Below are 20392 nucleotides of genomic sequence, written 5' to 3' on the forward strand. Positions count from 1 at the left end.
TTATAGAACCAGTCCGGTAACAGTGGAACCCCCCCCCGCCCCACCCCCCCCCCCCCCCCCCCCCCCCCCCCCCCCCCCCCCCCCCCCCCCCCCCCCCCCCCCCCCCCCCCCCCCCCCCCCCCCGGGGTCGCAGCGCGGTGCCGGCCGATCAGGGGGCCGGCGCCGCGGAGCAGATCACTCCAGGACGGCGAACTGGCCGTTCTCGACGACCTGCACGACGGCCGGGTGGTCGGCGTCCCGGTTCTCGTCGATGGAGAACTCGCCGAGGACGGTGGGCACGTCCTCGATCTCGCCGAGCGCTTCCTGGATGCTGTCGCGCTCGCCGGAGCAGTTGGCGCGCACGGCCTGGTCGACCAGCTTCAGCCCGGCGTAGGCCTGCGCCGCGAACTGGTCGGGCTGGGCGTCGTACTCGGCCTCGTAGGCCTCGAGGAACGCCTGGTTCTCCGGGTTGTCGGACGAGGAGTTCCAGGCGGCGCCGACGACGACGCCCTCGGCCGCCTCGCCCGCGTCGGCCATGAGCCGCGGGTTGTTGAACCCGTTGCCGCCGATGATCGGCACGTCGATGCCGAGCTCACGGGCCTGGGTCACCAGCGGCACCGCTGCCTCGATCAGGGCGGAGACGACCAGCGCGTCGGGGTCGTTCTCCCGGGCCTGGGTGAGCAGGGCGCGGAAATCGGTGTCGGACTTGGAGAAGGTGATCGTCTCGCTGATGTTCACGCCCTCCTCCTCCAGCGCGGCGGCGAACGCCTCGTAGCCGGACTCGGTGAAGGCGTCGTCGTTGCTGTACATGACCACGACGTCCTGGAGCCCGAACTGCTCGGTCGCCTGGGCGATCGTCTGCGGGATCACCGCCTGCTCGGTGAGCGAGGCGCGGAAGATGTAGTCGCCGATCTCGGTGACGCCCTCGGCGGTGTTGGAGATCCCCAGCACGGGGACGCCTGCGTCCTGGGCGATCGGGTCGGCCTGGACGGCGGCGTTCGACAGCGTGGGGCCGATGATCAGGCTCACGCCGTCGGAGACGAACTCGTCGAACAGCGTGATGGCCTGGCGCGGATCGGTCTGGTCGTCCTCGATCGTGAGGTCGTAGGTGACGCCGCCCTGCTCGGCGAGCTCCGCGGCGGCCAGTTGCAGGCCGCGCTGCTGCGACTCGCCGTAGCTGGCCGCGGCGCCGGTGAGGCTGAGCACCGCGCCGAGGGGCACCTCGCCCTCGATGGTGCAGGATTCGCCGCTGCCCTCGCCGGTCAGCTCTCCGGAGGCAGCGGTTCCCCCGCCGTCGGACTCACCGGAGCCGCAGGAGGCGAGGAGGAGGGCCGCGGCGCCGGCCGCGGCGACGGTGTGGAGCTTGGTGCGCATGTCTCTCCCTTGTCGAGCACGACGACCGCGCACCGCCGAGGCGGCCGCGCGTTCCCCGGGTCGGACGGGCACTGCCCGTGTCACCCCGGCATCGTGGGCCGACCGAGGTCGGTCGGCCGGGTTACGGCCGTCACAGTAGGCAGCCGCGGCCGGGCTTCCCCTAGGGGCGTGGCAAGCGTGACCAGTACGTGACCGACCCGGTCCCCGGGGACGCGCGTCGGAGGCGCGGCGCGCCGCTCCCGGCACGCGGGGTAGAGGATGGGACGCCCCCCACCACCGACCACGGAGGTTCCCGTGCCCGTGCCCGTTCCCCGGGCGAGGACGTAGTGCGTCCCGCTCGCGCCGCCCGGTCGGGTGGCCCCGTCCCCGGTCCCGCACTCCTCCCCCACCTCTCCCGCCGCGCCCTGCTGGCCGGCACCGGCGCCGCCCTCGCCGCCGCGCTCGCCGGCTGCGGCCGCACCTCGGACCCCGCACCGTCCTCCCCGGGGCCGCTGCGCATCGGCGCCATCCCCGACCAGGACCCCGAGGTCCTGCAGCGGCTCCACGGCACCGTGGCCGACTCCATGGCCCGGGCGCTCGACGTCGACGTCGAGTACCGGCCCGTCACCGACTACGCCGCCGCCGTCTCGCTGTTCCGCACCGGCGACCTGGACCTGGTCTGGTTCGGCGGTCTCACCGGCGTCCAGGCGCGGCTGCAGACCCCCGGCGCCGTCCCGATCGCGCAGCGCGACATCGACGAGGAGTTCCACTCCGTCTTCGTGGTGAACGCGAGCACCGGCCTGTCCCCGTCCGAGGACCTCACCCCGCTCGGCGACCTGCGCTTCACCTACGGCAGCGAGACCTCGACCTCGGGCCGGCTCATGCCCGCCTACTTCCTGCGCGAGGCCGGCGTCGACCCGGAGGGCTTCCCGGGCGGCCCGGGGTTCTCCGGCTCGCACGACGCGACGCTGTCCCTCGTCGCCTCCGGCAGCTACCAGGCCGGCGTGCTGAACGAGCAGGTCTACGAGTCCCGCGCGGCCGCCGGGGAGATCGACCCGGCGGTCGTCCGCTACGCACGGACCCCCGCCTACCACGACTACCACTGGCTGCTCGGCCCCGGCGCCGTCGAACGGTTCGGCGACGACCTGCCCGACCGGCTGACCGGGTACTTCACCGGCCTGTCCGCGCAGGATCCGCAGGACGCCGAGGTGCTCGGGCTGTTCGGCGCGGGGGCGTTCCTCCCCACCGAGGCGGCGAACTACGACCAGATCGAGCAGATCGGCCGGGACCTGGGGCTGGTCAACTGACCGAGATCGCGCGGCTCACCGGTATCGAGGTCCGCTTCGGCGGCACGCCTGCCCTCGCCGGGGTGGACCTCGCGGTGGCCGCCGGCGAGCGGGTCGCCGTCGTCGGCGCCTCGGGAGCGGGCAAGTCGACGCTGCTGAACGTGCTCAACGGCGCGGTGACCCCGACCGCGGGGCAGGTGCGGGTCCTCGGCGAGGACCCGACGGCGCTGCGCGGCCGGGACCTGCGCCGGCTGCGGGCCCGCACCGGCACCGTCCACCAGCACCTGGAGCTGACCGGCGCGCTGCGGGTGGTGCACAACGTCAACGCCGGGCGGCTGGGTCGGTGGCCGGCCGGCCGGGCGGCGTGGTCGCTGCTCCGCCCGCAGGACCCGTCGACGGTGCGGCAGGCCCTGGAGCGGGTGGGCCTCGCCGACCGGATGTACGAGCGCACCGACCGGCTGTCGGGAGGGCAGCGGCAACGGGTGGCGCTGGCCCGCCTGCTCGTGCAGCAGCCGGAGCTCGTGCTCGCCGACGAGCCGGCGTCGGCCCTCGACCCGGCGCTGGCCGACCTCGCCCTCGGCCTGCTCGGCGACCTCGCGACCGGGCGGGGTGGCGCGCTGCTGGCCTGCCTGCACGACCCGGCCCTGGCGCTGCGCCACTGCGACCGGGTCGTCGGCCTTGCCGCCGGCCGGATCGTCCTGGACGCCCCCGCCCGCGGCCTGACGGTGGCGGAGCTGGAGCGGTTCTACGGGGTCACCCGGTGACGACCGTCCTCGACCGGGCGGCACCTCCCGAGCTCCGGCTGCGCCGGGACCGGAGGCGGTGGGTCTGGGGGCTGGCCGGGCTCAGCCTGCTCGGCTGGGCGCTGGCCGGCAGCGGGCTGTTCTCCGGGCCGGTGCTCAACCCGGCCGGCACCGCCCAGGTCGGCCGCTTCCTCTCCGCCGCGCTGCGCCCGGAGCTGGGCGGCGAGTTCCTCCGCGTCGTCGCGGGCTCCACCCTGGTCACCGTCGCCTACGCCGTGCTCGGCGCCGGGCTGGCCGTGCTGCTCGGCGCGCTGGCCGCGGTCCCGGTCTCCCGGACCGCCTGGGGAGGACGGCGCACCGGCTGGCTGCTGACCCGCGGGGTGCTGGCGCTGCCCCGGGGGCTGCACGAGGCGGTGTGGGGCCTGCTGCTGGTCAACGTGCTCGGGCTCGACCCGTGGGTGGGCGTGCTGGCGATCGCCGTCCCGTACGGCGCGATCACCGCCAAGGTCTTCGCCGACCTGCTGGACGAGGTGCCCCGGGGCAGCTACGACGCCCTCCTCGCGGCAGGCGCCGGGCGGGGGACGGCGGCGCTGTACGGGCTGCTGCCCGCGGCCGCCGGCGGGCTGCTCTCGTACTCCTTCTACCGGCTGGAGTGCGCGGTCCGGTCAGCCGTCGTCCTGGGGCTGATCGGGGCCGGCGGGCTCGGTTACCAGCTGGCGCTCTCCTTCACCTCGCTGCGCTGGGCGCAGGTGTGGACGACGGTCTACGCGCTCGCGCTGCTGTGCCTGCTGGCCGACGTCGGCGGCCGGGCCGTGCGCCGCCGGGTCGCGGCACCCCGGCGCACGGGCACGGGGTCCCGGCGTGATCCGCTGCTGACCGGCGCGGTGCTCGCCGTCGTCGCCGCGGTCGCGTGGGCGGCCTGGTACCTGGCGCTCTCCCCCGCCGCGCTGGTCTCCGCACGCACCCGCGAGCAACTGGCCTACGTCGCCTCGGCCGCGTGGCCACCTGCCCTGGACGGCGATCTGCTCGGCGACGTCTGGTCCACCGCTCTGGAGGCCCTGCGCATGTCGATCCTGGCGATCGCGTTCGCCGCCGCCGGCGTGGTGGCGCTGGCCGCCCTCGCCGCGCGCCCGCCCGGCCCGGCCGGGCCGGTGCGACGCACCGCCGGGGTGCTCACCCGGCTGGCCCTGCTCCTGCTGCGCGCCGTCCCGCCACCGGTGTGGGCGCTGGTCGCGTTGTTCGTCCTGCTGCCCGGCGTCCTGCCCGGAGCGCTGGCCCTCGGGGTCTACACCCTGGGCGTGCTCGGCCGGCTGGTCGGCGAGGCGGTCGAGGAAACCGACCGGCGCCCGGCCGAGGCGCTGCGCGCCATGGGGGCCTCTCCGGTCGGCCGGTGGCTCTACGGCTCCGCCCCGGCGCTCGCCGGCCCGGTGCTCGCGCTGTCGCTCTACCGCTGGGAGGTGGCGATCCGCGACACCGTCCTCGTCGGCCTGCTCGGCGCCGGCGGGATCGGGGTGCTGCTGTCGGCACGGATGTCGGCCTTCGACTGGGCAGGCGTCACCACCGTGCTGGCGGCGATCGTGCTGCTGACCTTCCTCGTCGACCTGGTCAGCGACCGCGCCCGCGCCGCAGTTCGATGAGGCGATGACACTGCGACCCTCCGGGCCGCACCACGGCCAGGTGCCGTTCCCCGGCTGCGACGAGTGCGTCCGCGTTCCCTGCCGGGAGCCCTCCGGGCCCCGCGGCGGGGAACGCCCTACCTCCAGCGTGCGGTGACGGACAGCGCCGCCAGGGCGGCGGCGCCCGCGGTGGAGGTGCGCAGCACCTCCGGGCCCAGCCGCACCGGTTCGGCCCCGGCCGCGTGGAACGCGACGACCTCGCCGTCGGAGAGCCCGCCCTCCGGGCCGACGACGATCACCACGGTGCCCGAGGTGGGCACGGCCAGCTCGGCCAGCGGCCGGCGGGCCTGCTCGTGCAGGATGACGGCGAGGTCGGCGTCGGCGAGCACCCCGGCGACCTCCCGGGTGCTCATCGGCGCGGTCACCTCGGGCAGCCGCGGCCGCCGGGACTGCTTGCTCGCCGCCCGGGCCGCGGCCCGCCACTTGGCCAGGCCCTTCTCCACCCGGTCGTCGCGCCAGCGGGTCACGCAGCGCGCGGCCTGCCACGGCACGATCCGGTCGACGCCGAGCTCGGTGGCCAGGTCGACGGCCAGCGGGCCCCGGTCCCCCTTGGGCAGGGCCTGCACCAGCACGAACTCCGGGTCCGGCGCGGGTACCTCGAACCGGTTCCGCACGGCGACGCGCAGACCCTCGCGGCCGGCGGCGACGACCTCGCCCTCGGCGACGGTGCCCGCGCCGTCACCGACGTGCACCCGCTCGCCCGGTTGCAGGCGCAGCACGTCGACGGCGTGCCGCCCCTCCTGCCCGGCGACGAGCAGCTCCGGGACCTCGGGCAGCTCGTCGACGAGGAACAGCGGGACGCCGTCGAGCTCGGGGGCCTCGGTGCTCATGGATCAGCGCCCGTGGAAGGCGTCGCGGACCCGGGAGAACAGGCCGCCCTGGGCCTCCCGGTTGGCACCGGGCTGGTCCTCCCCCCGGAGGGCGGCCAGCTCGCGCAGCAGCTTCTCCTGCTCGGCGTCGAGCTTCGTCGGCGTCTGCACCTCGACGTGCACCAGCAGGTCACCGCGCCCGGTGGCACGCAGCCGCGGTGCCCCGTGCGCGCGGAGGGTGAGCACGCTGCCCGACTGGGTGCCCGGGCGGATGTCGAGCTCCTCCTCGCCGTCGAGCGTCTTGAGGGTCAGCGTGGTGCCCAGCGCCGCGGAGGTCATCGGCAGCGTAACCCGGCAGTGCAGGTCCTCGCCATCGCGGGTGAACACCTCGTGCGGCCGCTCGTGCACCTCCACGTAGAGGTCGCCGGCCGGCCCGCCACCGGGGCCGACCTCGCCCTGGCCGGTGAGCCGGATCCGCATCCCGTCCTCCACGCCCGGCGGCACCTTCACCGACAGGGTGCGGCGGGCCCGCACCCGGCCGTCGCCCGCGCACTTCGGGCACGGCTGCGGGATGACCTGGCCGGTGCCCGAGCAGGTCGGGCAGATGCGGCTGGAGACGACCTGCCCGAGGAAGCCGCGCTGCACGCTCTGCACCTCGCCGCGGCCGGAGCACGTACCGCAGGTGGCCGGGTGGGTGCCGGGGGCGGTCCCGGCGCCGGCGCAGGTGTCGCAGAGCACGGCGGTGTCGACGGTGAGGTCCTTCGTGGTGCCGAAGACGGTCTCGTCCAGCTCCAGCTCCACCGGGATCAGCGCGTCCCGCCCGGCCCGCGTGCGGCTGCGCGGGCCACGGGTGGCCGCGCCGCCGAAGAAGGCGTCCATGATGTCGCCCAGGCCGCCGAACCCGGCACCGGCGAAGCCACCGGCACCCCCGGCGCCGCTGTCGAAGGGGTCACCGCCCAGGTCCACGATCCGGCGCTTCTCCGGATCGGTCAGCGCCTCGTAGGCGCGGGTGACCTCCTGGAAGCGCTCCTTGGCCTCCGGATCGGGGTTGACGTCCGGGTGCAGGTCGCGCGCGAGCCGCCGGTAGGCGCGCTTGATGTCCTGATCGGTCGCTCCCTGGGCCAGGCCCAGCACGCCGTAGTAGTCGGTCGCCATCGAAAAGTCTCGTCCTCAGCTCTCGGCCAGCAGGTGGCCGACGTAGCGGGCCACGGCTCGCACCGCGGCCATGTTTCCTGGGTAGTCCATGCGGGTCGGTCCCACGACCCCGAGGCCGCCGAGCGCCCGGTCACCCGAGCCGTACCCGACGGTGACCAGCGAGGCCCCGCTCAACGCCTCGTGGGCGTTCTCCTCACCGATGCGCACCAGCACGGTGCCGGCGTCGACCTCGCTCATCAGGCGCAGCACGACGACCTGTTCCTCGAGGGCCTCCAGCAGGGGCCGGAGCGTGCCGGGGAAGTCGGTGGCGGTGCCCCGTGCGAGGTTGGCCGTCCCACCGATGACCAGCCGGTCCTCGCTGGGCTCGACGAGGGTCTCCACCAGCGTGGCGCTGACCGCGGCGACCAGCCCCCGCAGGTGCGGCGGCGCGGTCTCCAGCAGCCCGGGCACCTTGTCCCCGGCCTCGCCCAGCTTCACCCCGGCGAAGGCGGAGTTGAGCAGGGCACGCAGCTCGGGCACCGCAGTCGGGTCGACGTCGGCCGGGCAGTCGACGACGCGCTGCTCGACCCGGCCGGTGTCGGTGATGAGCACCAGCAGCAGCCGGCCCACCGCCACCTGCACCACCTCGAGGTGCCGGACGGCGCTGCGCGACAGCGTCGGGTACTGGACGACCGCCACCTGGCGGGTCAGCTGCGCGAGCAGCCGCACCGTCCGGCCGAGGACGTCGTGCAGGTCGACGGCGCCGTCGAGGAAGCGCTCGATCGCCCGGCGCTCGGCGGCCGACAGCGGCTTCACCGCCGAGAGCCGGTCGACGAACAACCGGTAGCCCTTGTCGGTGGGTACCCGGCCGGCGCTGGTGTGCGGCTGGGTGATGTACCCCTGCTCCTCCAGCACCGCCATGTCGTTGCGGATGGTCGCCGGGGAGACGCCCAGGTCGTGCCGCTCGGCGAGGGCCTTGCTGCCCACCGGGTCGTTGGTGGAGACGAAGTCCTGGACGATGGCCCGGAGCACCTCCAGGCGCCGTTCGTCGTGCGCCACGGTGACACCTCCCCGTACCGGTCGACGCGCCGTGCCGCGCCCCGGGGGCGGGACCGACGCCGGCCCCGGTTCGCCCCGGCTGGCACTCGCACGGACAGAGTGCCAGGCCAGCATACGCGAAGCAGCCCGTCCTCCTCCCCCGCTCGCAGGCTCGCGGCGAGCCCCCGGACGGGGCCGCACGGGCGGGGGTACGGCGCCGTTCCGACGGCTAGGCTGGTAACGGTCGGTGCCCCGGGCGGGGGCGGAGAGCGGAGGTCGGTCCCCTGATCTTCAAAGGCGTGCGCAACGGGCGCCCCTATCCCGACCACGGCTTGTCCACCCGCGACTGGGCGATGATCCCGCCCCGCCAGGTCCGGCTGGACACGCTGACGACCACCAAGCGCGAGCTGGCCCTCGACGCGCTGCTCGCCGACGACTCCACCTTCTACGGCGACCTCTTCCCGCACGCGGTGCAGTGGCACGGGGAGCTGTACCTGGAGGACGGGCTGCACCGGGCGCTGCGCGCGGCGCTGCAGCAGCGCACGGTCATCCACGTGCGGGTGCTCGACCTCGACGCGCTCACCCCTGTGCAGACGCCGGACGGCCCGAGCACGGCATCGCTCCCGGCGCAGCCACCGGTGCCCGGGCCGCGGGACAGCTGACCTAGAGCCAGCCCTTCTCCTCCGCGACGCGGGCCGCCTCCACCCGGGTGCGGGCGCCGGTCTTCCCGATCGCCGACGACAGGTAGTTGCGCACCGTCCCCTCCGACAGGAAGAGCCGGCCGGCGATGTCCGCGACGGTCGCCCCGTCGGCCGCGGCGCGCAGCACGTCGGCCTCCCGGGTCGACAGCGGCGTGGCCCCGATGGCCAGGGCGGCGGCCGCCAGGTCGCGGTCGATGACCCGCTCGCCGGCCATCACCGCCCGGATGCCCTGCGCCAGCTCGCTCACGGGCGCGTCCTTGACCAGGAAGCCCGCGGCGCCGACCTCCATGGCGCGGCGCAGGAACCCCGGCCGGCCGAACGTCGTCAGGATGACCGCGCGGCACCCGGGCAGCGCCGTCGCCAGCTCCCGGGCGGCCGCGAGCCCGTCGGCGCCGGGCATCTCGATGTCCAGCAGGGCGACGTCGGGTCGGTGCTCCACGGCGGCCGCCGCCACGGCGTCGCCCCGGCCCACCTCCGCCACCACCTCGATGTCGTCCTCGAGCTCCAGCAGCGCGCGCAGCGCCCCGCGGACCATCGTCTGGTCCTCGGCGATGAGCACCCGGATCACGACGCCGCCACGGGCGAGGCGCGGACCGCGCTGCTGAGCGGCACCAAGGCGGTGAGCCGGAACCCGCGGCCGTCGACCGGCCCGTGCGTCAGCCGGCCCCCCACCGCGGCCACCCGCTCGGCCAGCCCGCACAGGCCGGCGCCGGCGGGCGCGTCCCCGCCCCGGCCGTCGTCGGTCACGCTCAGCTCCACGTCCTCGTCCGTCTCCGCGAGGCTCACCGTGACCGACCGGGCGGCGCTGTGCCGGAGCACGTTCGTGGTGGCCTCCCGCACCACCCAGCCGAGCACCGCGTCGACCGGCGCCGGCAGCGATCGGCCCGGAGCCGGTGCCCGCAGCGCGATGCCCGCGGCCGAGAGCGCCGAGCGGGCCTCGGCCAGCGCCTGGGCCAGGCTCACCTGGCGGTAGCCGCTGACCGCGTCGCGGACCTCGGCGAGCGCCCGGCGCGCGGCGGCCTCGACGTCGGCCATCTCCTGGCGGGCGCGCACCGGGTCGCGCTCGGCCAGCCGGCCGGCGAGCTCGCTCTTGAGCGCGATCAGCGACAGGCTGTGCCCGAGCAGGTCGTGCAGGTCGCGGGCGAACCGCAGCCGCTCCTCGGTGACGGCGTTGCGGGCCAGCTCCTCGCGCGCCTCCACCAGCTCGGCGTTGACGCTCATCAGCTGCCGCATCCCCCGCAGGGCGAACGCGGTGAGCAGGCAGATCACCGGCAGGATGAAGACGTCGCCGAGGACGCCGTGGGCGGTCAGCACCCCGGCGCACACCGCGGCCGCGCCGACGACCGCCGGCCACACCCACCGCGCGGGCAGGGCCACCGACGCCGCCGCCGAGACGTAGATCATCAACCCGGCCCACGCGGGGCCCAGCCAGACGGCCAGCCCGACCCCCAGGACGGCGACGACCACGAGCTGCACGCGGGGCCAGTCCCGGCGGCTCCCGAAGACCTCGCCGAAGACGCCGAGGTAGACGACGGTGAAGGCGACGAGGGCGACGGCCGCCACCACCTGCACCGCCACGGGCCGCGGCGTGCTGACCAGGTCCGCGATCGGGAAGGCCTGGAACAGCAGCCACGGCACGGCCCAGCCCAGGCGCTGCCAGCGGCTCGGGGCGTCCACGACGGGCACGGTAGCGGTCGGCTCAGCCCGCGACCGCGTGCAGCGGCCGGGCGCGGGCGACGGACACCGCGAGGGCTCCGAAGGCGGCGGTGTACCCGGCCATCGCCAGCACTGCGACCGCCGACGGCCACCCACCGGCGACCACGTCGCGGCCGAGCTCGGCGTACCAGTACGAGGGCAGGCTGTACGCCAGGCCGCGCATCGCCTCGGGCAGCATCTCCACCGGCCACCACAGCCCGCCCAGCGCCGCCAGCACCACACCCAGGATGCCGATGGCGCCACCGGCCGCCTTCTCGTCCAGCGACAGCCCGACCAGGATGCCGAGGGCCACGAACGCCGCCGACCCCGCCCACAGCACGGCGAGGAGCGCCAGCCACGTGCCGGCCGGCAGCTGCACCCCGTTGACGAACCGCCCGACCAGCGCGACGACCAGCAGGCTCGGCAGGGTCAGCAGCACCCCGACGGCGACGTCGACGGCGAACACCTGGGTCTGCGGCACGGGGGTCACCCGGAGCTGGCGGAGCCAGCCCGAGGCGCGGTCGAACGAGATGCGGATGGTCGCGCCCAGGGACGCCCCGATGGCCCCGTAGGCCATCATCGAGACCATGATCGCGGCGGCGGCCTCCTGCTGCGCCGCCGCACCGGTCATCTGCCCCCCGATGATCCTGGTCAGGAAGATCGTGAACAGCGCGGGCAGCAGCACGGTGAAGAAGAGGAACTGCTTGTTGCGCCCCACGCGGCGCAGCTGGAAGGCGAACAGCGGGCTCATCGGGCGGCTCCGATCGTGCTCGGCCGGCGGGTGGGGATCAGCGAGAGGACGGCGTCCTCGAGGGACGCGCCGCGCACCTCGAGGTCGGGCAGGCCGCCGTCGGCCAGCAACGCCCGCAGGGTGGCGTCGACGTCGGTCGTCGCCAGCCGCACCGTGCTCCCCTGCCAGGTCACCGCGGTGACCCCCGGAACGGCGTCGAACCGCCGCTCCGGAGCGGCCGTGAAGGAGACGGTGCGCCCGCCGACCCCGGCCTTGACCTCCGCGGCGGTGCCGTCGGCGACCACCCGCCCGCCGGCGACCACGACCACCCGGTCGGCGACCGCGTCGGCCTCGTCGAGGTGGTGGGTGGCGAAGACGACGGTGTGCCCGCGGCCGGCCAGGCCGCGCATCGTCGTCCAGAACGCACGGCGCGCCTCGACGTCCATGGCGGAGGTGGGCTCGTCGAGCAGCAGCAGTGGCGGTGCGCCGGCGAGGGCCAGGGCCAGCAGGACGCGCTGGCGCTGACCACCGGAGAGCGCCTCCACCGGCCGGTCGAGCAGCCCGTCGATGCCCGCGGTGACCACGAGGTCGTCCAGCGGCCACGCCGTCGGGAAACTGCGGCGCACCAGGTGGAGCACCTCGCCGACCCGGGCCTCGCTGGGCAGCCCGCCGTGCTGCAGCATCGCGCCGACGCTGCCGGCCCGGACGGCGTCGCCCGGGCTGCGGCCGAGCACGCGCATCTCCCCGGCCGTCGGGGTCAGCAGGCCCAGCACGGCGTTGACGACGGTCGATTTGCCGGCGCCGTTGGGCCCGAGCAGGGCGACGGTCTGGCCGCACGGGATGGTGAGGTCGAGGTCGTCGACGGCGACCGCGTCGCCGTAGCGGACGGTCAGCCCGCGGATGTCGAGAGCGGGTGCGGGAGGCATGCGACGAGCCTGCTCCCGCGGGGCCGGAGCGCAGTAGTGCCGGACGTCGCCGGTCGCCCCTGACATCCGTCAGACGCGACCGGCGCACCCGGTCAGGCGGCGGGCGTGCAGGCCACGCAGGTGCGGGCGAACGGGCGCAGCTCGAGCCGCTCCTCGGGGATGGCGGTACCGCAGCCGGTGCAGCGGCCGTAGCTGCCGTCGTCGAGGCGGGCGAGCGCGGCGTCGATCTCCTCGATGGTGCGCTGCAGGTCGGCGCTGCGGCGCTGGGCGACCGGGTCGGGCACCGAGGTCGCGCACTCGGCGAGCGCCTCCTCGCGCTGCTGCGCGCAGTCGGCGCGCTGCTCCTCCAGGAGGGTGCGGAAGCGGTTCGCCGAGGCGGCGGTCGTGCTGTCGATGCTGGCAGACATGCGGGGATCTCCTTCTCGGGGCAACGCGGGAAGACGCGGTCACCGGTCGGTGGCGCGTCGGGATTGGTGCGGGGACTCCGGGACGGAGTCAGGAGCGACGCGGCGGGGCCCGGTCCTGGCTGCGGCGGAGGACGTCGAGGCCACGCAGCCCGCGGGCACGGCGGTTCATCGCGAGGGCGAGCCGGGCACCGCCGGACAGGGCGAACGGTGGGGCCGCCGCTGGGCGCACTCCTGGCACGGTCACGACCGACCACCCCCTCCGAACACCCGGCCCCGTTGCCGGAACGGGGACCATAGCCCACGACGGCCGGACCAATCTCGCCCTTTCGGATGAACCGAGCCACCCTCGGTCGTGTTCCGAAGCTCGTCCCGAGCGTGTGAGGGACGGGGACGGGTCCTCCGTCAGTCGGTGAGGTCGCGGACCACCGCGTCGGCGAGCAGGCGGCCCCTGTCGGTGAGGACGGCCCGCCCGTTCGCGTGCGCCAGCGGGTCCAGGAGACCGCTTGCGACCGCCTCGGCCGCCCGCGCACGCCCGGTGCCGGTGAGCGCGGTCAGCGGCAGTCCGGCGCGCAGCCGCAACCCGAGCATCACCGCCTCCAGTGCGCGGTCGTCGTCGTCGAGCAGCTCGGCGTCCTGCGCCGGGCTCTCGCCGCGGGCCAGCCGGTCGGCGTAGGCCGCGGGGTGCTTCACGTTCCACCAGCGGACGCCGCCGACGTGGCTGTGCGCGCCCGGCCCGATCCCCCACCAGTTCGCATTGGCCCAGTACAGCTCGTTGTGCCGGCAGCGGGCGGCGTCGGCGGTGGCCCAGTTCGACACCTCGTACCACTCGAAGCCTGCCGTGCGCAGCGTCGCGTCGGCCTGCTCGTAGCGGTCGGCGAGGACGTCGTCGTCGGGCATGGGCAGCTCGCCCCGCTTGACCCGCCGGGCCAGCTTGGTGCCCTCCTCGACGATCAGCGCGTAGGCGCTGACGTGGTCGACCGGCGAGGCGAGGACCGCGTCGAGGGAGGCGGCCCAGTCGGCGTCGGTCTCCCCGGGCGTGCCGTAGATCAGGTCCAGGTTGACGTGCTCGAACCCCGCCGCGCGGGCCTCGTGCGCCGCCTCGACGGCGCGGCCGGGGGTGTGCCGGCGGTCCAGCGCGGCGAGCACGTGCGGCGCCGCCGACTGCATGCCGAGGCTGACCCGCGTGAAGCCGGCCTCGCGCAGCCGGGCCAGCGAGGCGGGCGAGACGGTCTCGGGGTTGGCCTCCGTGGTCACCTCGACGTCGTCGGCGAACGGGAAGAGCCCGCGGGCGGCCTCGAGCACGGCGGCGAGGTCGTCGGCCGGCAGCAGCGTCGGCGTGCCGCCGCCGACGAAGACCGTGGAGACGGTCGGCAGGTCCGGGCCCAGGGTCCGGACGGCGCGCTCCAGCTCGGCGATCGCGGTGCCCGCGTACTCGCTGCGGGTGGCGCCGGGGCCGAGCTCGTCGGAGGTGTAGGTGTTGAAGTCGCAGTAGCCGCAGCGGGTCGCGCAGAACGGGACGTGCACGTACAGGCCGAACGGCGTCGTCGTGACCCCCTCGCGGGCGCTGCCGGGGAGCCGGTCGGGGCCGGGGGACCCGGGCGGCAGGCCGGCGTCGTCGATCAGCGGCAGGACGGTGTTCATCTGCTCCCAGTGTGCCGCGCCGGGCCACCGGGGCGGCAGGATGCCGGACGTGACCTCCGACCGAGTGCTGCAGGTGTCCGTCTCGCGCGGCGTCGCCACCCTGACGCTGGACTCCCCCACCAACCGCAACGCGCTGTCGCGGGCGATGCGGGCCGAGCTGCGCGCGGCGCTGGCCGATGCCCTGGCCGACGACGCGGTGCGGGTGGTCGTGCTCGACCACACCGGCCGGGTGTTCTGCTCGGGGATGGACCTCTCCGAGGCGGCCGGCGGTTCGTCGGAGAGCCAGGGCGTGCGCGAGTTCCCGGAGCTGTTGGAGCTGGTCTGGTCCTCGCCCAAGCCCGTGGTGGCGGTGGTGCGCGGTCCGGCCCGCGCCGGAGGGGTCGGGCTGCTGGCGGCCTGCGACGTCGTCGTCGCGGCGGAGTCGGCGACGTTCGCCTTCTCCGAGGTGCGCCTGGGCCTGGTGCCGGCGGTGATCTCCGCCGTCGTCCTCCCCCGGATGAGCACCCACGTGGCCCACCGGCTCATGCTCAGCGGCGAGGTCTTCGACGCCGCGACCGCCGCCGACGGAGGGCTGGTCGACCTGGTGGCCGGTGACGACGAGGTCGACGCCGTCCTCGCCGGGCAGCTCACCGCGCTGGCCGCCGGTGCGCCGGCCGCCCTGGCCGAGACCAAGCGGCTGCTGCGGGCACGCCAGCCACGGCTCGAGTTCGAGCCCCTGCTCGACCTGTCGGCGCGCTTCTTCGCCGGCGAGGAGGGCCAGGAGGGCATCGCGGCGTTCCGGGAGAAGCGCCCCGCCCGCTGGGTCCCAGCCACGGACTGACCTGTTCCCGCCGCATGCTCGTGCCCTGCCCACAGGGGTGGGCAGGGCACGAGCGAGCGGGGACCAGGCTCGTCAGAGGACGTAGGTGGCGATCATCTGCCCGAGCTGACGGATGTCCGCGTTGCCCTTGAACTCCAGCCGGACCTTCCCGAGCCCGCTGAACCAGAGGTCCAACTCCGCGTCGAGGTCGAACGTCCCGGCGGTCTCGATCGAGAACGCCTGCACCTTGCTGTAGGGAAGGGACGTGAAGTCCCGCTTCTTGCCCGTCATGCCCTGCACGTTCACGGCGATGAGCCGCTTGTTCGTGAAGACGACGAAGTCACGCACCGCTTTGAAGCAGGCGACGATCTGCTCCCCCTGGATGAGCAGCGGCGCCACGGCGGGACCGATGTCCTGGGGATTCGCGGGGTTGAGCTTGAAGACGGAACCGTTGGAGAAGTCGATCACCCCCGCACGCTAGGTGCCGGAGCACGGGAGTCGTCCTCGACGCGCGGAGCCCGGGACAGGCTGCCTACCGCAGCCGGCGGGTGGTGTCGGGCAGCCGCTCGGTGATGCCCCGGGCGTCCAGCCACTCCATGAGGGGCACCGCGACCCGGCGGCTGGTCCCCCACGCCTGCCGTGCCTGGCTGAGGGTGAACGGCTGCGGGATCCGCGCGAGCCGCTCCCGGGCCACCGTGTCGACGCCGGGAGCCAGGTAGACGCCCTCCCCGACGCGCACGAGCTGCCCGCTGCGGACGGCCGCCGCGAGCTCCCGGGTGCCCAGCCCCGCGTCGGCGAGCTCGGGCGCCTCCGGAGCGGCGAACGGATCGGCCGCCAGCCGGGCACGAACGGCGTCGACCGCCCGCTGGACCTCCGGCGGCAGGTCCGCCGCGCCGTCGACGACGCGGCCCTCGCGCAGCACCAGCGGCTCGCGGACCAGCGCCGGCACCAGTTCGGCATCGGGCAGCTCGAGCGCCCGGCGCACCACCTCCGCCGGCGGCCCCGGCTCCAGCGGCCGCAACCGCCGGTAGCGGGCGACGATCTCGGGCACCCGCGCGGCGAGCTCGTCGGCCAGCCCGGCGGCCAGCAGCCAGGGGCCGAGCCGGGTCGCCCCGGCAGGTACCGGCCAGCCCATCGCGGCGAAGTCGGCGGAGCGCACGATCCGGCGGCGGGCGAGGTCGGCCGAGGCGCCGTCGGAGCCGGCGGGCTGCGCCACCAGCTCGGCGGCCCGCTGCCGGGCGGCGCCGCGGCGGCGGAGCTCGGGCGGGTCGACGTCGCGCACGTCGGCGCCGAGCACCCGCCGGGCGCCGGGGTCGCGCAGCAGCAGCCGGTCACCGATCCGCAGCGGCAGCGGGAAGGCGAGGCGCAGCCGCACCGCCCGGCCGTCCAGCGGCCGCAGCCGCGCACCCACCGTCGCGGAGCCGACGTGCACCACCGGCTCGGCCGGCAGCCGCTCCTCCGGCGCCCCGGCCAGCGTCGCGTCGACGACGTCGGTCAGCCGGAACGCGCCCGGGGTGAGCAGCGCGTCACCGCGCGAGAGGTCCTCGACCGCGACACCGCGCAGGTTGAGCGCCACGCGCGCGGTGGCCGCGGCCCGCTCGACCGGCTCGCCGAGCGACTGCACGCCGCGCACCGTGACCTCGCGGTCCCCCAGCAGGAACCGGTCGCCGGGCGCGACCGCTCCGGCGGCGAGCGTCCCGGTGACCACCGTGCCGGCCCCCTTGATGCTGAAGGCCCGGTCGATCCAGAGACGCACCGGCGCGTCGGGGTCCGGGGCCGGGAGCGCGCCGAGGAGCTCCTCCAGCCGAGCGGTCAGCTCGGCCAGCCCCTGCCCGGTGATCGAGCTGACCGCGACGCCGGGGACCTCGCCCATCGACGTCGCGGCCAGCCGCTCGCGCACGTCGGCGAGCACCGGCGCGGGGTCGGCGAGGTCGGCCTTGGTGACGGCGAGCAGGGCGTGCCGCACCCCGAGGGCGTCCAGGACGGCGACGTGCTCGGCGGTCTGCGCCGACCAGCCGTCGTCGGCCGCGACCACGACCAGCGCGGCCGGCACCGAGCCGACGCCGGCGAGCATGTTGCCCACGAACCGTTCGTGTCCGGGCACGTCCACGACGGCCAGCCGGCGCCCCGAGGGCAGGGTGGTCCAGGCGAAGCCGAGGTCGATGGTCAGCCCGCGGCGGCGCTCCTCGGCCCACCGGTCGGGCTCCATGCCGGTGAGCGCGCGCACGAGGGCCGACTTGCCGTGGTCCACGTGACCCGCGGTCGCGATCACGTCCACCGGCGGACCACCTCCAGGACGGCCGCGGCGAGGGTGCCGTCGTCGGAGGGATCGACGCTGCGCAGGTTGAGCAGCGTGCGACCGTCCTCGACGTAGCCGACCACCGGGGTGGCGCCCAGGCGCAGCGGCTCGGCGAACCGCTCGGGCAGCGCGACCGCGGCCCCGGGCAGCGGGTGCTCGGGCGCCCCTCCCCCGCCGACGCGGGAGTCGGCGTCCACCGCGAGCGCGTCCACGCCCCCGGCCGCCAGGCGCTCCGCCAGCGCCCGGGCCCGTGCCCGCAGCTCCTCGACGTCGGCGGCGAGCATCCGCTGCACGGGCGGCAGCGGGCCGCGCAGCGTCGCCTCCAGCGCGGCCAGCGTGGTCTTGTCGACCCGGAACGCCCGGTAGAGCGGGTGCCGGCGCAGGCGCTGCACCAGCTCCGCGCGGCCGAGGACGAGGCCGGCCTGGGGGCCGCCGAGCAGCTTGTCACCGCTGGCGAGCACGAGGTCCGCACCGGCGGCGAGCGCCGTCTGCAGGTCGGGTTCGTCGGGGAGCACCGGATGCGGCCGGAGCAGCCCCGAGCCGACGTCGGCGACCAGCGGGATCCCGGTGCCCTCGAGCGCCGCCGCGAGCTCGTGCACCTCGACCGCCCGGGTGAAGCCGCGCACCACGAAGTTGGACGGGTGCACCTTCAGCACCGCGCCGGTGTCCGGGCCGAGCGCCCCGCGGTAGTCGGCCAGGGCGACGCGGTTGGTGGCGCCGACCTCGCGCAGCCGGGCGCCGGTGCTCTCCAGCAGCTCGGGGATGCGGAAGCCGTCGCCGATCTCGACCAGCTCGCCGCGGGCGAGCACCAGCTCCCGGCCCTGCCCCAGCGCGGTGGCCACCAGCGCCAGCGCGGACGCGCAGTTGTTCACCACGAGCGCGGCCTCCGCGGCCGGGACCGCCGCCAGCAGCGCCGCGATGGCCGCCTCCCCCCGCGGGCCCCGGCGACCGGTGCGCAGGTCGAGCTCGACGTCGGTGGTGCCGCTCGCCGCGGCCACCGCCGCGACGGCGGCCTCCGACAGGGGCGCGCGGCCGAGGTTGGTGTGCACGACGACGCCGGTGGCGTTGAGCACCGGGCGCAGGCTGCCGGCTGTGGGCGGGAGGTCGGCGAGGACGGCGTCGACGGCGGCGTCCGGCGCCACCTCGCCGGCCCGGATGCGCTGCTGCACGCGCTGGACGGCGCCCTTCACCAGGACGCGCCCCAGCCGCTCGCCGGCGCCGGCGAGGCGGGGGTCGGCGAGCAGCGTGTCCGTGCGGGGCACCTGGCGGCGCGGGTCGGTCGTCATCGCCCCGCAGCGTAGGTGCGGGGCGGGAGCTGGCGGAGGCGGACGGGAATCGAACCCGCCTGGCCGAGATGCTCGGCCACGTCGGCTTTAGAGGCCGCGGGGGCCACCAGACACCCTGACGCCTCCGCCCGGCAGCCTACGTGGAACTGTCGGTGGTCGCTGCCAGCATCGGCAGCGTGAACCGCACCGAGCCCCGCACCCCGGCCACGCTGCCGCCGGTCCCCCTCACGCCCGAGGAGGCCGCCGCCGTCGCCGCCGCGCTGGCCGCCCCGGCCGCGGGGCCCTATGCCGAGGCGGGGCAGACGGCGCTGGAGAAGGTGCTGACGGCGCTGGAGCCCGATCCGGCCCAGCGGGCGCGGCTGCTGGCGAGCAGCCGCTGGCTGGCCGCCGAGGCCGCACGGGACGCCGAGGTGCGGCGGCGTCTGGAGCGTGGGCTGGCCGAGCGGCGCGTCGTGGTGCTGCACTACTGCGACGGCCAGAACCGCTGGTCGGAGCGGGCGGTGGAGCCGCAGCTGCTGGTCCACACCGGGGCGCACCGTTTCCTGGTGGCCTGGTGCCGCGAGCGCCAGGCGCTGCGCTGGTTCCGGGAGGACCGCATCGGCGGGGCCGAGGTCACCGACGAGGCGGCTCCGCGTCGTGAGCTCGCCGGGATCGGCGGGCCGCCGTCCCCCGGGCACCCGGCCGGGCGGCGGCTTCCCCGAACCCCGCCGGTCCCCGAGCCACCCCGGCTCCGGGTGCTGCCCGGCGGGCGGGCCTAGATTCGGGGCCGTGACCACCGCACCCGCGCGCATCCGGCTCACCCAGTACGCCCACGGCGGGGGGTGCGCCTGCAAAATCCCGCCCGGGGAGCTCGAGGCCGTCGTCGCCGGGCTCACCGCGCAGGGGCCGGTCGACCCGGCGGCCGAGCTCGTCGTCGGCCTGGACGACGGCGACGACGCGGCCGTCGTGCGCCTCGCCGGCGGGCAGGGGCTGGTGCTGACCACCGACTTCTTCACCCCCGTCGTGGACGACGCGTACACCTTCGGCCGGATCGCCGCCGCGAACGCGCTCTCCGACGTCTACGCCATGGGTGGCACGCCCGTCGTGGCGGTCAACCTGCTCGGCTGGCCGCGCGACGTGCTGCCTGCCGAGCTGGCGGCGGAGGTGCTGCGCGGCGGGCTGGAGGTGGCGCAGGAGGCGGGCTGCCACGTCGGCGGCGGCCACTCCATCGACGACCCGGAGCCGAAATACGGGATGGCGGTCACCGGCGTGGTCGACGTCGACCGGATCATCACCAACGCCGGCGCGGTCGCCGGCACACCGCTGAGCCTCACCAAGCCGCTCGGCGTGGGCGTGCTCAACAGCCGGATGAAGGCCACGGGCGAGGTGTCGGAGGAGGCGGTCGCCTCGATGACCGCGCTCAACCGCGACGCCGGCCGGGCCGCAGTGGCCGCCGGCATCCGCGCGGGCACCGACGTCACCGGGTTCGGCCTGCTCGGGCACCTCTACAAGATGGCGCGGGCCAGCGGGGTCACCGCCGTCGTCGACGCGGCCGCCGTCCCCTACCTGGCCGGCGCGCGTGAGGCGCTGGCGGCGGGGTTCGTCTCCGGCGGCACCCGGCGCAACCTGGACTGGGTGCGCCCGCACGCCGACCTCTCCGCGGTCGGCGAGGACGAGGCGCTGCTGCTCGCCGACGCCCAGACCTCCGGCGGGCTCCTGCTCGGCGGCGAGGTCGCCGGCTCCCCGGTGATCGGCGAGTTCGTGCCGCGCCAGGAGCACGTGGTCATCGTCCGCTGACAGCCCCAGGAGCATCGCAGCGAGGAACGAGCGAGGAGCGGACTGGGGCGCGGAAGCGGACCAGAGCCATCGTCCGCTGACAGCCCCAGGAGCATCGCAGCGAGGAACGAGCGA

At 76.0% G+C, this 20392-nt stretch carries 21 protein-coding genes and 1 tRNA gene; 7 read left to right on the top strand and 15 right to left on the bottom strand.

Annotated features, from left to right (window positions below):
• Positions 1-174: 174 nt before the first annotated feature.
• A complete protein-coding gene (locus ACI8AP_RS20550) occupies positions 175-1353 on the bottom strand; it encodes an ABC transporter substrate-binding protein (protein ID WP_456591228.1) in 1179 nt (392 codons plus the stop codon).
• A 326-nt stretch (positions 1354-1679) separates the two neighbouring features.
• Here ACI8AP_RS20550 and ACI8AP_RS20555 point away from each other — a divergent pair, with 326 nt between their 5' ends.
• From ACI8AP_RS20555 to ACI8AP_RS20565, 3 genes are all read left to right on the top strand, one after another.
• Complete coding sequence (locus tag ACI8AP_RS20555; RefSeq protein ID WP_456591229.1) at positions 1680-2639, top strand: putative selenate ABC transporter substrate-binding protein; 960 nt, start codon at positions 1680-1682, stop codon at positions 2637-2639.
• Positions 2640-2701: 62 nt separating this feature from the next.
• Complete coding sequence (locus ACI8AP_RS20560; protein WP_456591230.1) at positions 2702-3382, top strand: phosphonate ABC transporter ATP-binding protein; 681 nt, start codon at positions 2702-2704, stop codon at positions 3380-3382.
• Positions 3379-4998, top strand: a complete 1620-nt coding sequence (locus ACI8AP_RS20565; protein ID WP_456591231.1) for a PhnE/PtxC family ABC transporter permease — start codon at positions 3379-3381, stop codon at positions 4996-4998. The genes ACI8AP_RS20560 and ACI8AP_RS20565 overlap by 4 nt, the downstream gene beginning before the upstream one ends.
• A gap of 116 nt (positions 4999-5114) precedes the next feature.
• Here ACI8AP_RS20565 and ACI8AP_RS20570 read toward each other — a convergent pair whose 3' ends face one another.
• Genes ACI8AP_RS20570 through hrcA form a run of 3 tightly spaced genes read right to left on the bottom strand, consistent with a single transcriptional unit; the run spans position 5115 to position 8039 of the window.
• Positions 5115-5867 carry a 16S rRNA (uracil(1498)-N(3))-methyltransferase gene (locus tag ACI8AP_RS20570; RefSeq protein WP_456591232.1) on the bottom strand — a complete coding sequence of 251 codons (753 nt, stop codon included), beginning with the start codon at positions 5865-5867 and terminating at the stop codon, positions 5115-5117.
• Positions 5868-5870: 3 nt separating this feature from the next.
• Positions 5871-7001, bottom strand: coding sequence for a molecular chaperone DnaJ (dnaJ, locus tag ACI8AP_RS20575; RefSeq protein WP_456591233.1), 1131 nt, complete (start codon positions 6999-7001; stop codon positions 5871-5873).
• Positions 7002-7016: 15 nt separating this feature from the next.
• A complete protein-coding gene (hrcA, locus tag ACI8AP_RS20580; protein WP_456591234.1) occupies positions 7017-8039 on the bottom strand; it encodes a heat-inducible transcriptional repressor HrcA in 1023 nt (340 codons plus the stop codon).
• A gap of 266 nt (positions 8040-8305) precedes the next feature.
• Here hrcA and ACI8AP_RS20585 point away from each other — a divergent pair, with 266 nt between their 5' ends.
• Entirely contained in the window at positions 8306-8680 is a 375-nt protein-coding gene (locus ACI8AP_RS20585) for a type II toxin-antitoxin system VapB family antitoxin (RefSeq protein WP_456591248.1), read from the top strand.
• A 1-nt stretch (position 8681) separates the two neighbouring features.
• Here ACI8AP_RS20585 and ACI8AP_RS20590 read toward each other — a convergent pair whose 3' ends face one another.
• From ACI8AP_RS20590 to hemW, 7 genes are all read right to left on the bottom strand, one after another.
• Positions 8682-9287 (bottom strand): response regulator, encoded by a 606-nt coding sequence (locus ACI8AP_RS20590; protein WP_456591235.1) that lies wholly within the window; start codon positions 9285-9287, stop codon positions 8682-8684.
• Positions 9284-10396: a sensor histidine kinase gene (locus ACI8AP_RS20595; RefSeq protein ID WP_456591236.1), complete on the bottom strand. Its 1113-nt coding sequence runs from the start codon at positions 10394-10396 to the stop codon at positions 9284-9286. Before ACI8AP_RS20595 ends, ACI8AP_RS20590 begins: the two co-directional genes overlap by 4 nt.
• Before the next feature lie 22 nt (positions 10397-10418).
• The gene (locus ACI8AP_RS20600) at positions 10419-11165 is read right to left on the bottom strand and encodes an ABC transporter permease (protein WP_456591237.1); all 747 of its coding nucleotides are present in this window, start codon (positions 11163-11165) and stop codon (positions 10419-10421) included.
• Positions 11162-12070: an ATP-binding cassette domain-containing protein gene (locus ACI8AP_RS20605; RefSeq protein WP_456591238.1), complete on the bottom strand. Its 909-nt coding sequence runs from the start codon at positions 12068-12070 to the stop codon at positions 11162-11164. Before ACI8AP_RS20605 ends, ACI8AP_RS20600 begins: the two co-directional genes overlap by 4 nt.
• Positions 12071-12162: 92 nt before the next feature.
• On the bottom strand, positions 12163-12477 hold the full coding sequence (locus ACI8AP_RS20610; protein ID WP_456591239.1) for a TraR/DksA family transcriptional regulator: 315 nt from the start codon (positions 12475-12477) through the stop codon (positions 12163-12165).
• An 88-nt stretch (positions 12478-12565) separates the two neighbouring features.
• On the bottom strand, positions 12566-12721 hold the full coding sequence (locus ACI8AP_RS20615) for a hypothetical protein (protein WP_456591240.1): 156 nt from the start codon (positions 12719-12721) through the stop codon (positions 12566-12568).
• A gap of 158 nt (positions 12722-12879) precedes the next feature.
• On the bottom strand, positions 12880-14118 hold the full coding sequence (gene hemW, locus ACI8AP_RS20620) for a radical SAM family heme chaperone HemW (RefSeq protein WP_456591241.1): 1239 nt from the start codon (positions 14116-14118) through the stop codon (positions 12880-12882).
• 40 nt (positions 14119-14158) lie between these two features.
• On the opposite strand from hemW, the gene ACI8AP_RS20625 reads away from it, so the two are divergent.
• Complete coding sequence (locus ACI8AP_RS20625) at positions 14159-14938, top strand: enoyl-CoA hydratase-related protein (protein WP_456591242.1); 780 nt, start codon at positions 14159-14161, stop codon at positions 14936-14938.
• 72 nt (positions 14939-15010) lie between these two features.
• Here ACI8AP_RS20625 and ACI8AP_RS20630 read toward each other — a convergent pair whose 3' ends face one another.
• The 4 genes from ACI8AP_RS20630 to ACI8AP_RS20645 all read right to left on the bottom strand — a co-directional run bounded on the left by ACI8AP_RS20630 (position 15011) and on the right by ACI8AP_RS20645 (position 18628).
• Entirely contained in the window at positions 15011-15385 is a 375-nt protein-coding gene (locus tag ACI8AP_RS20630) for a PH domain-containing protein (RefSeq protein WP_456591243.1), read from the bottom strand.
• A gap of 64 nt (positions 15386-15449) precedes the next feature.
• Positions 15450-17195 carry a selenocysteine-specific translation elongation factor gene (gene selB, locus ACI8AP_RS20635; RefSeq protein ID WP_456591244.1) on the bottom strand — a complete coding sequence of 582 codons (1746 nt, stop codon included), beginning with the start codon at positions 17193-17195 and terminating at the stop codon, positions 15450-15452.
• A complete protein-coding gene (gene selA / locus ACI8AP_RS20640) occupies positions 17186-18502 on the bottom strand; it encodes an L-seryl-tRNA(Sec) selenium transferase (protein WP_456591245.1) in 1317 nt (438 codons plus the stop codon). Before selA ends, selB begins: the two co-directional genes overlap by 10 nt.
• Before the next feature lie 30 nt (positions 18503-18532).
• Positions 18533-18628, bottom strand: a tRNA-OTHER gene (locus ACI8AP_RS20645).
• Positions 18629-18678: 50 nt separating this feature from the next.
• Here ACI8AP_RS20645 and ACI8AP_RS20650 point away from each other — a divergent pair.
• Positions 18679-19260 carry a helix-turn-helix transcriptional regulator gene (locus tag ACI8AP_RS20650; protein WP_456591246.1) on the top strand — a complete coding sequence of 194 codons (582 nt, stop codon included), beginning with the start codon at positions 18679-18681 and terminating at the stop codon, positions 19258-19260.
• A 10-nt stretch (positions 19261-19270) separates the two neighbouring features.
• Positions 19271-20278: a selenide, water dikinase SelD gene (selD, locus tag ACI8AP_RS20655; protein ID WP_456591247.1), complete on the top strand. Its 1008-nt coding sequence runs from the start codon at positions 19271-19273 to the stop codon at positions 20276-20278.
• Positions 20279-20392: the final 114 nt, after the last annotated feature.

It is taken from the genome of Blastococcus sp. SYSU DS1021 (assembly GCF_054050995.1).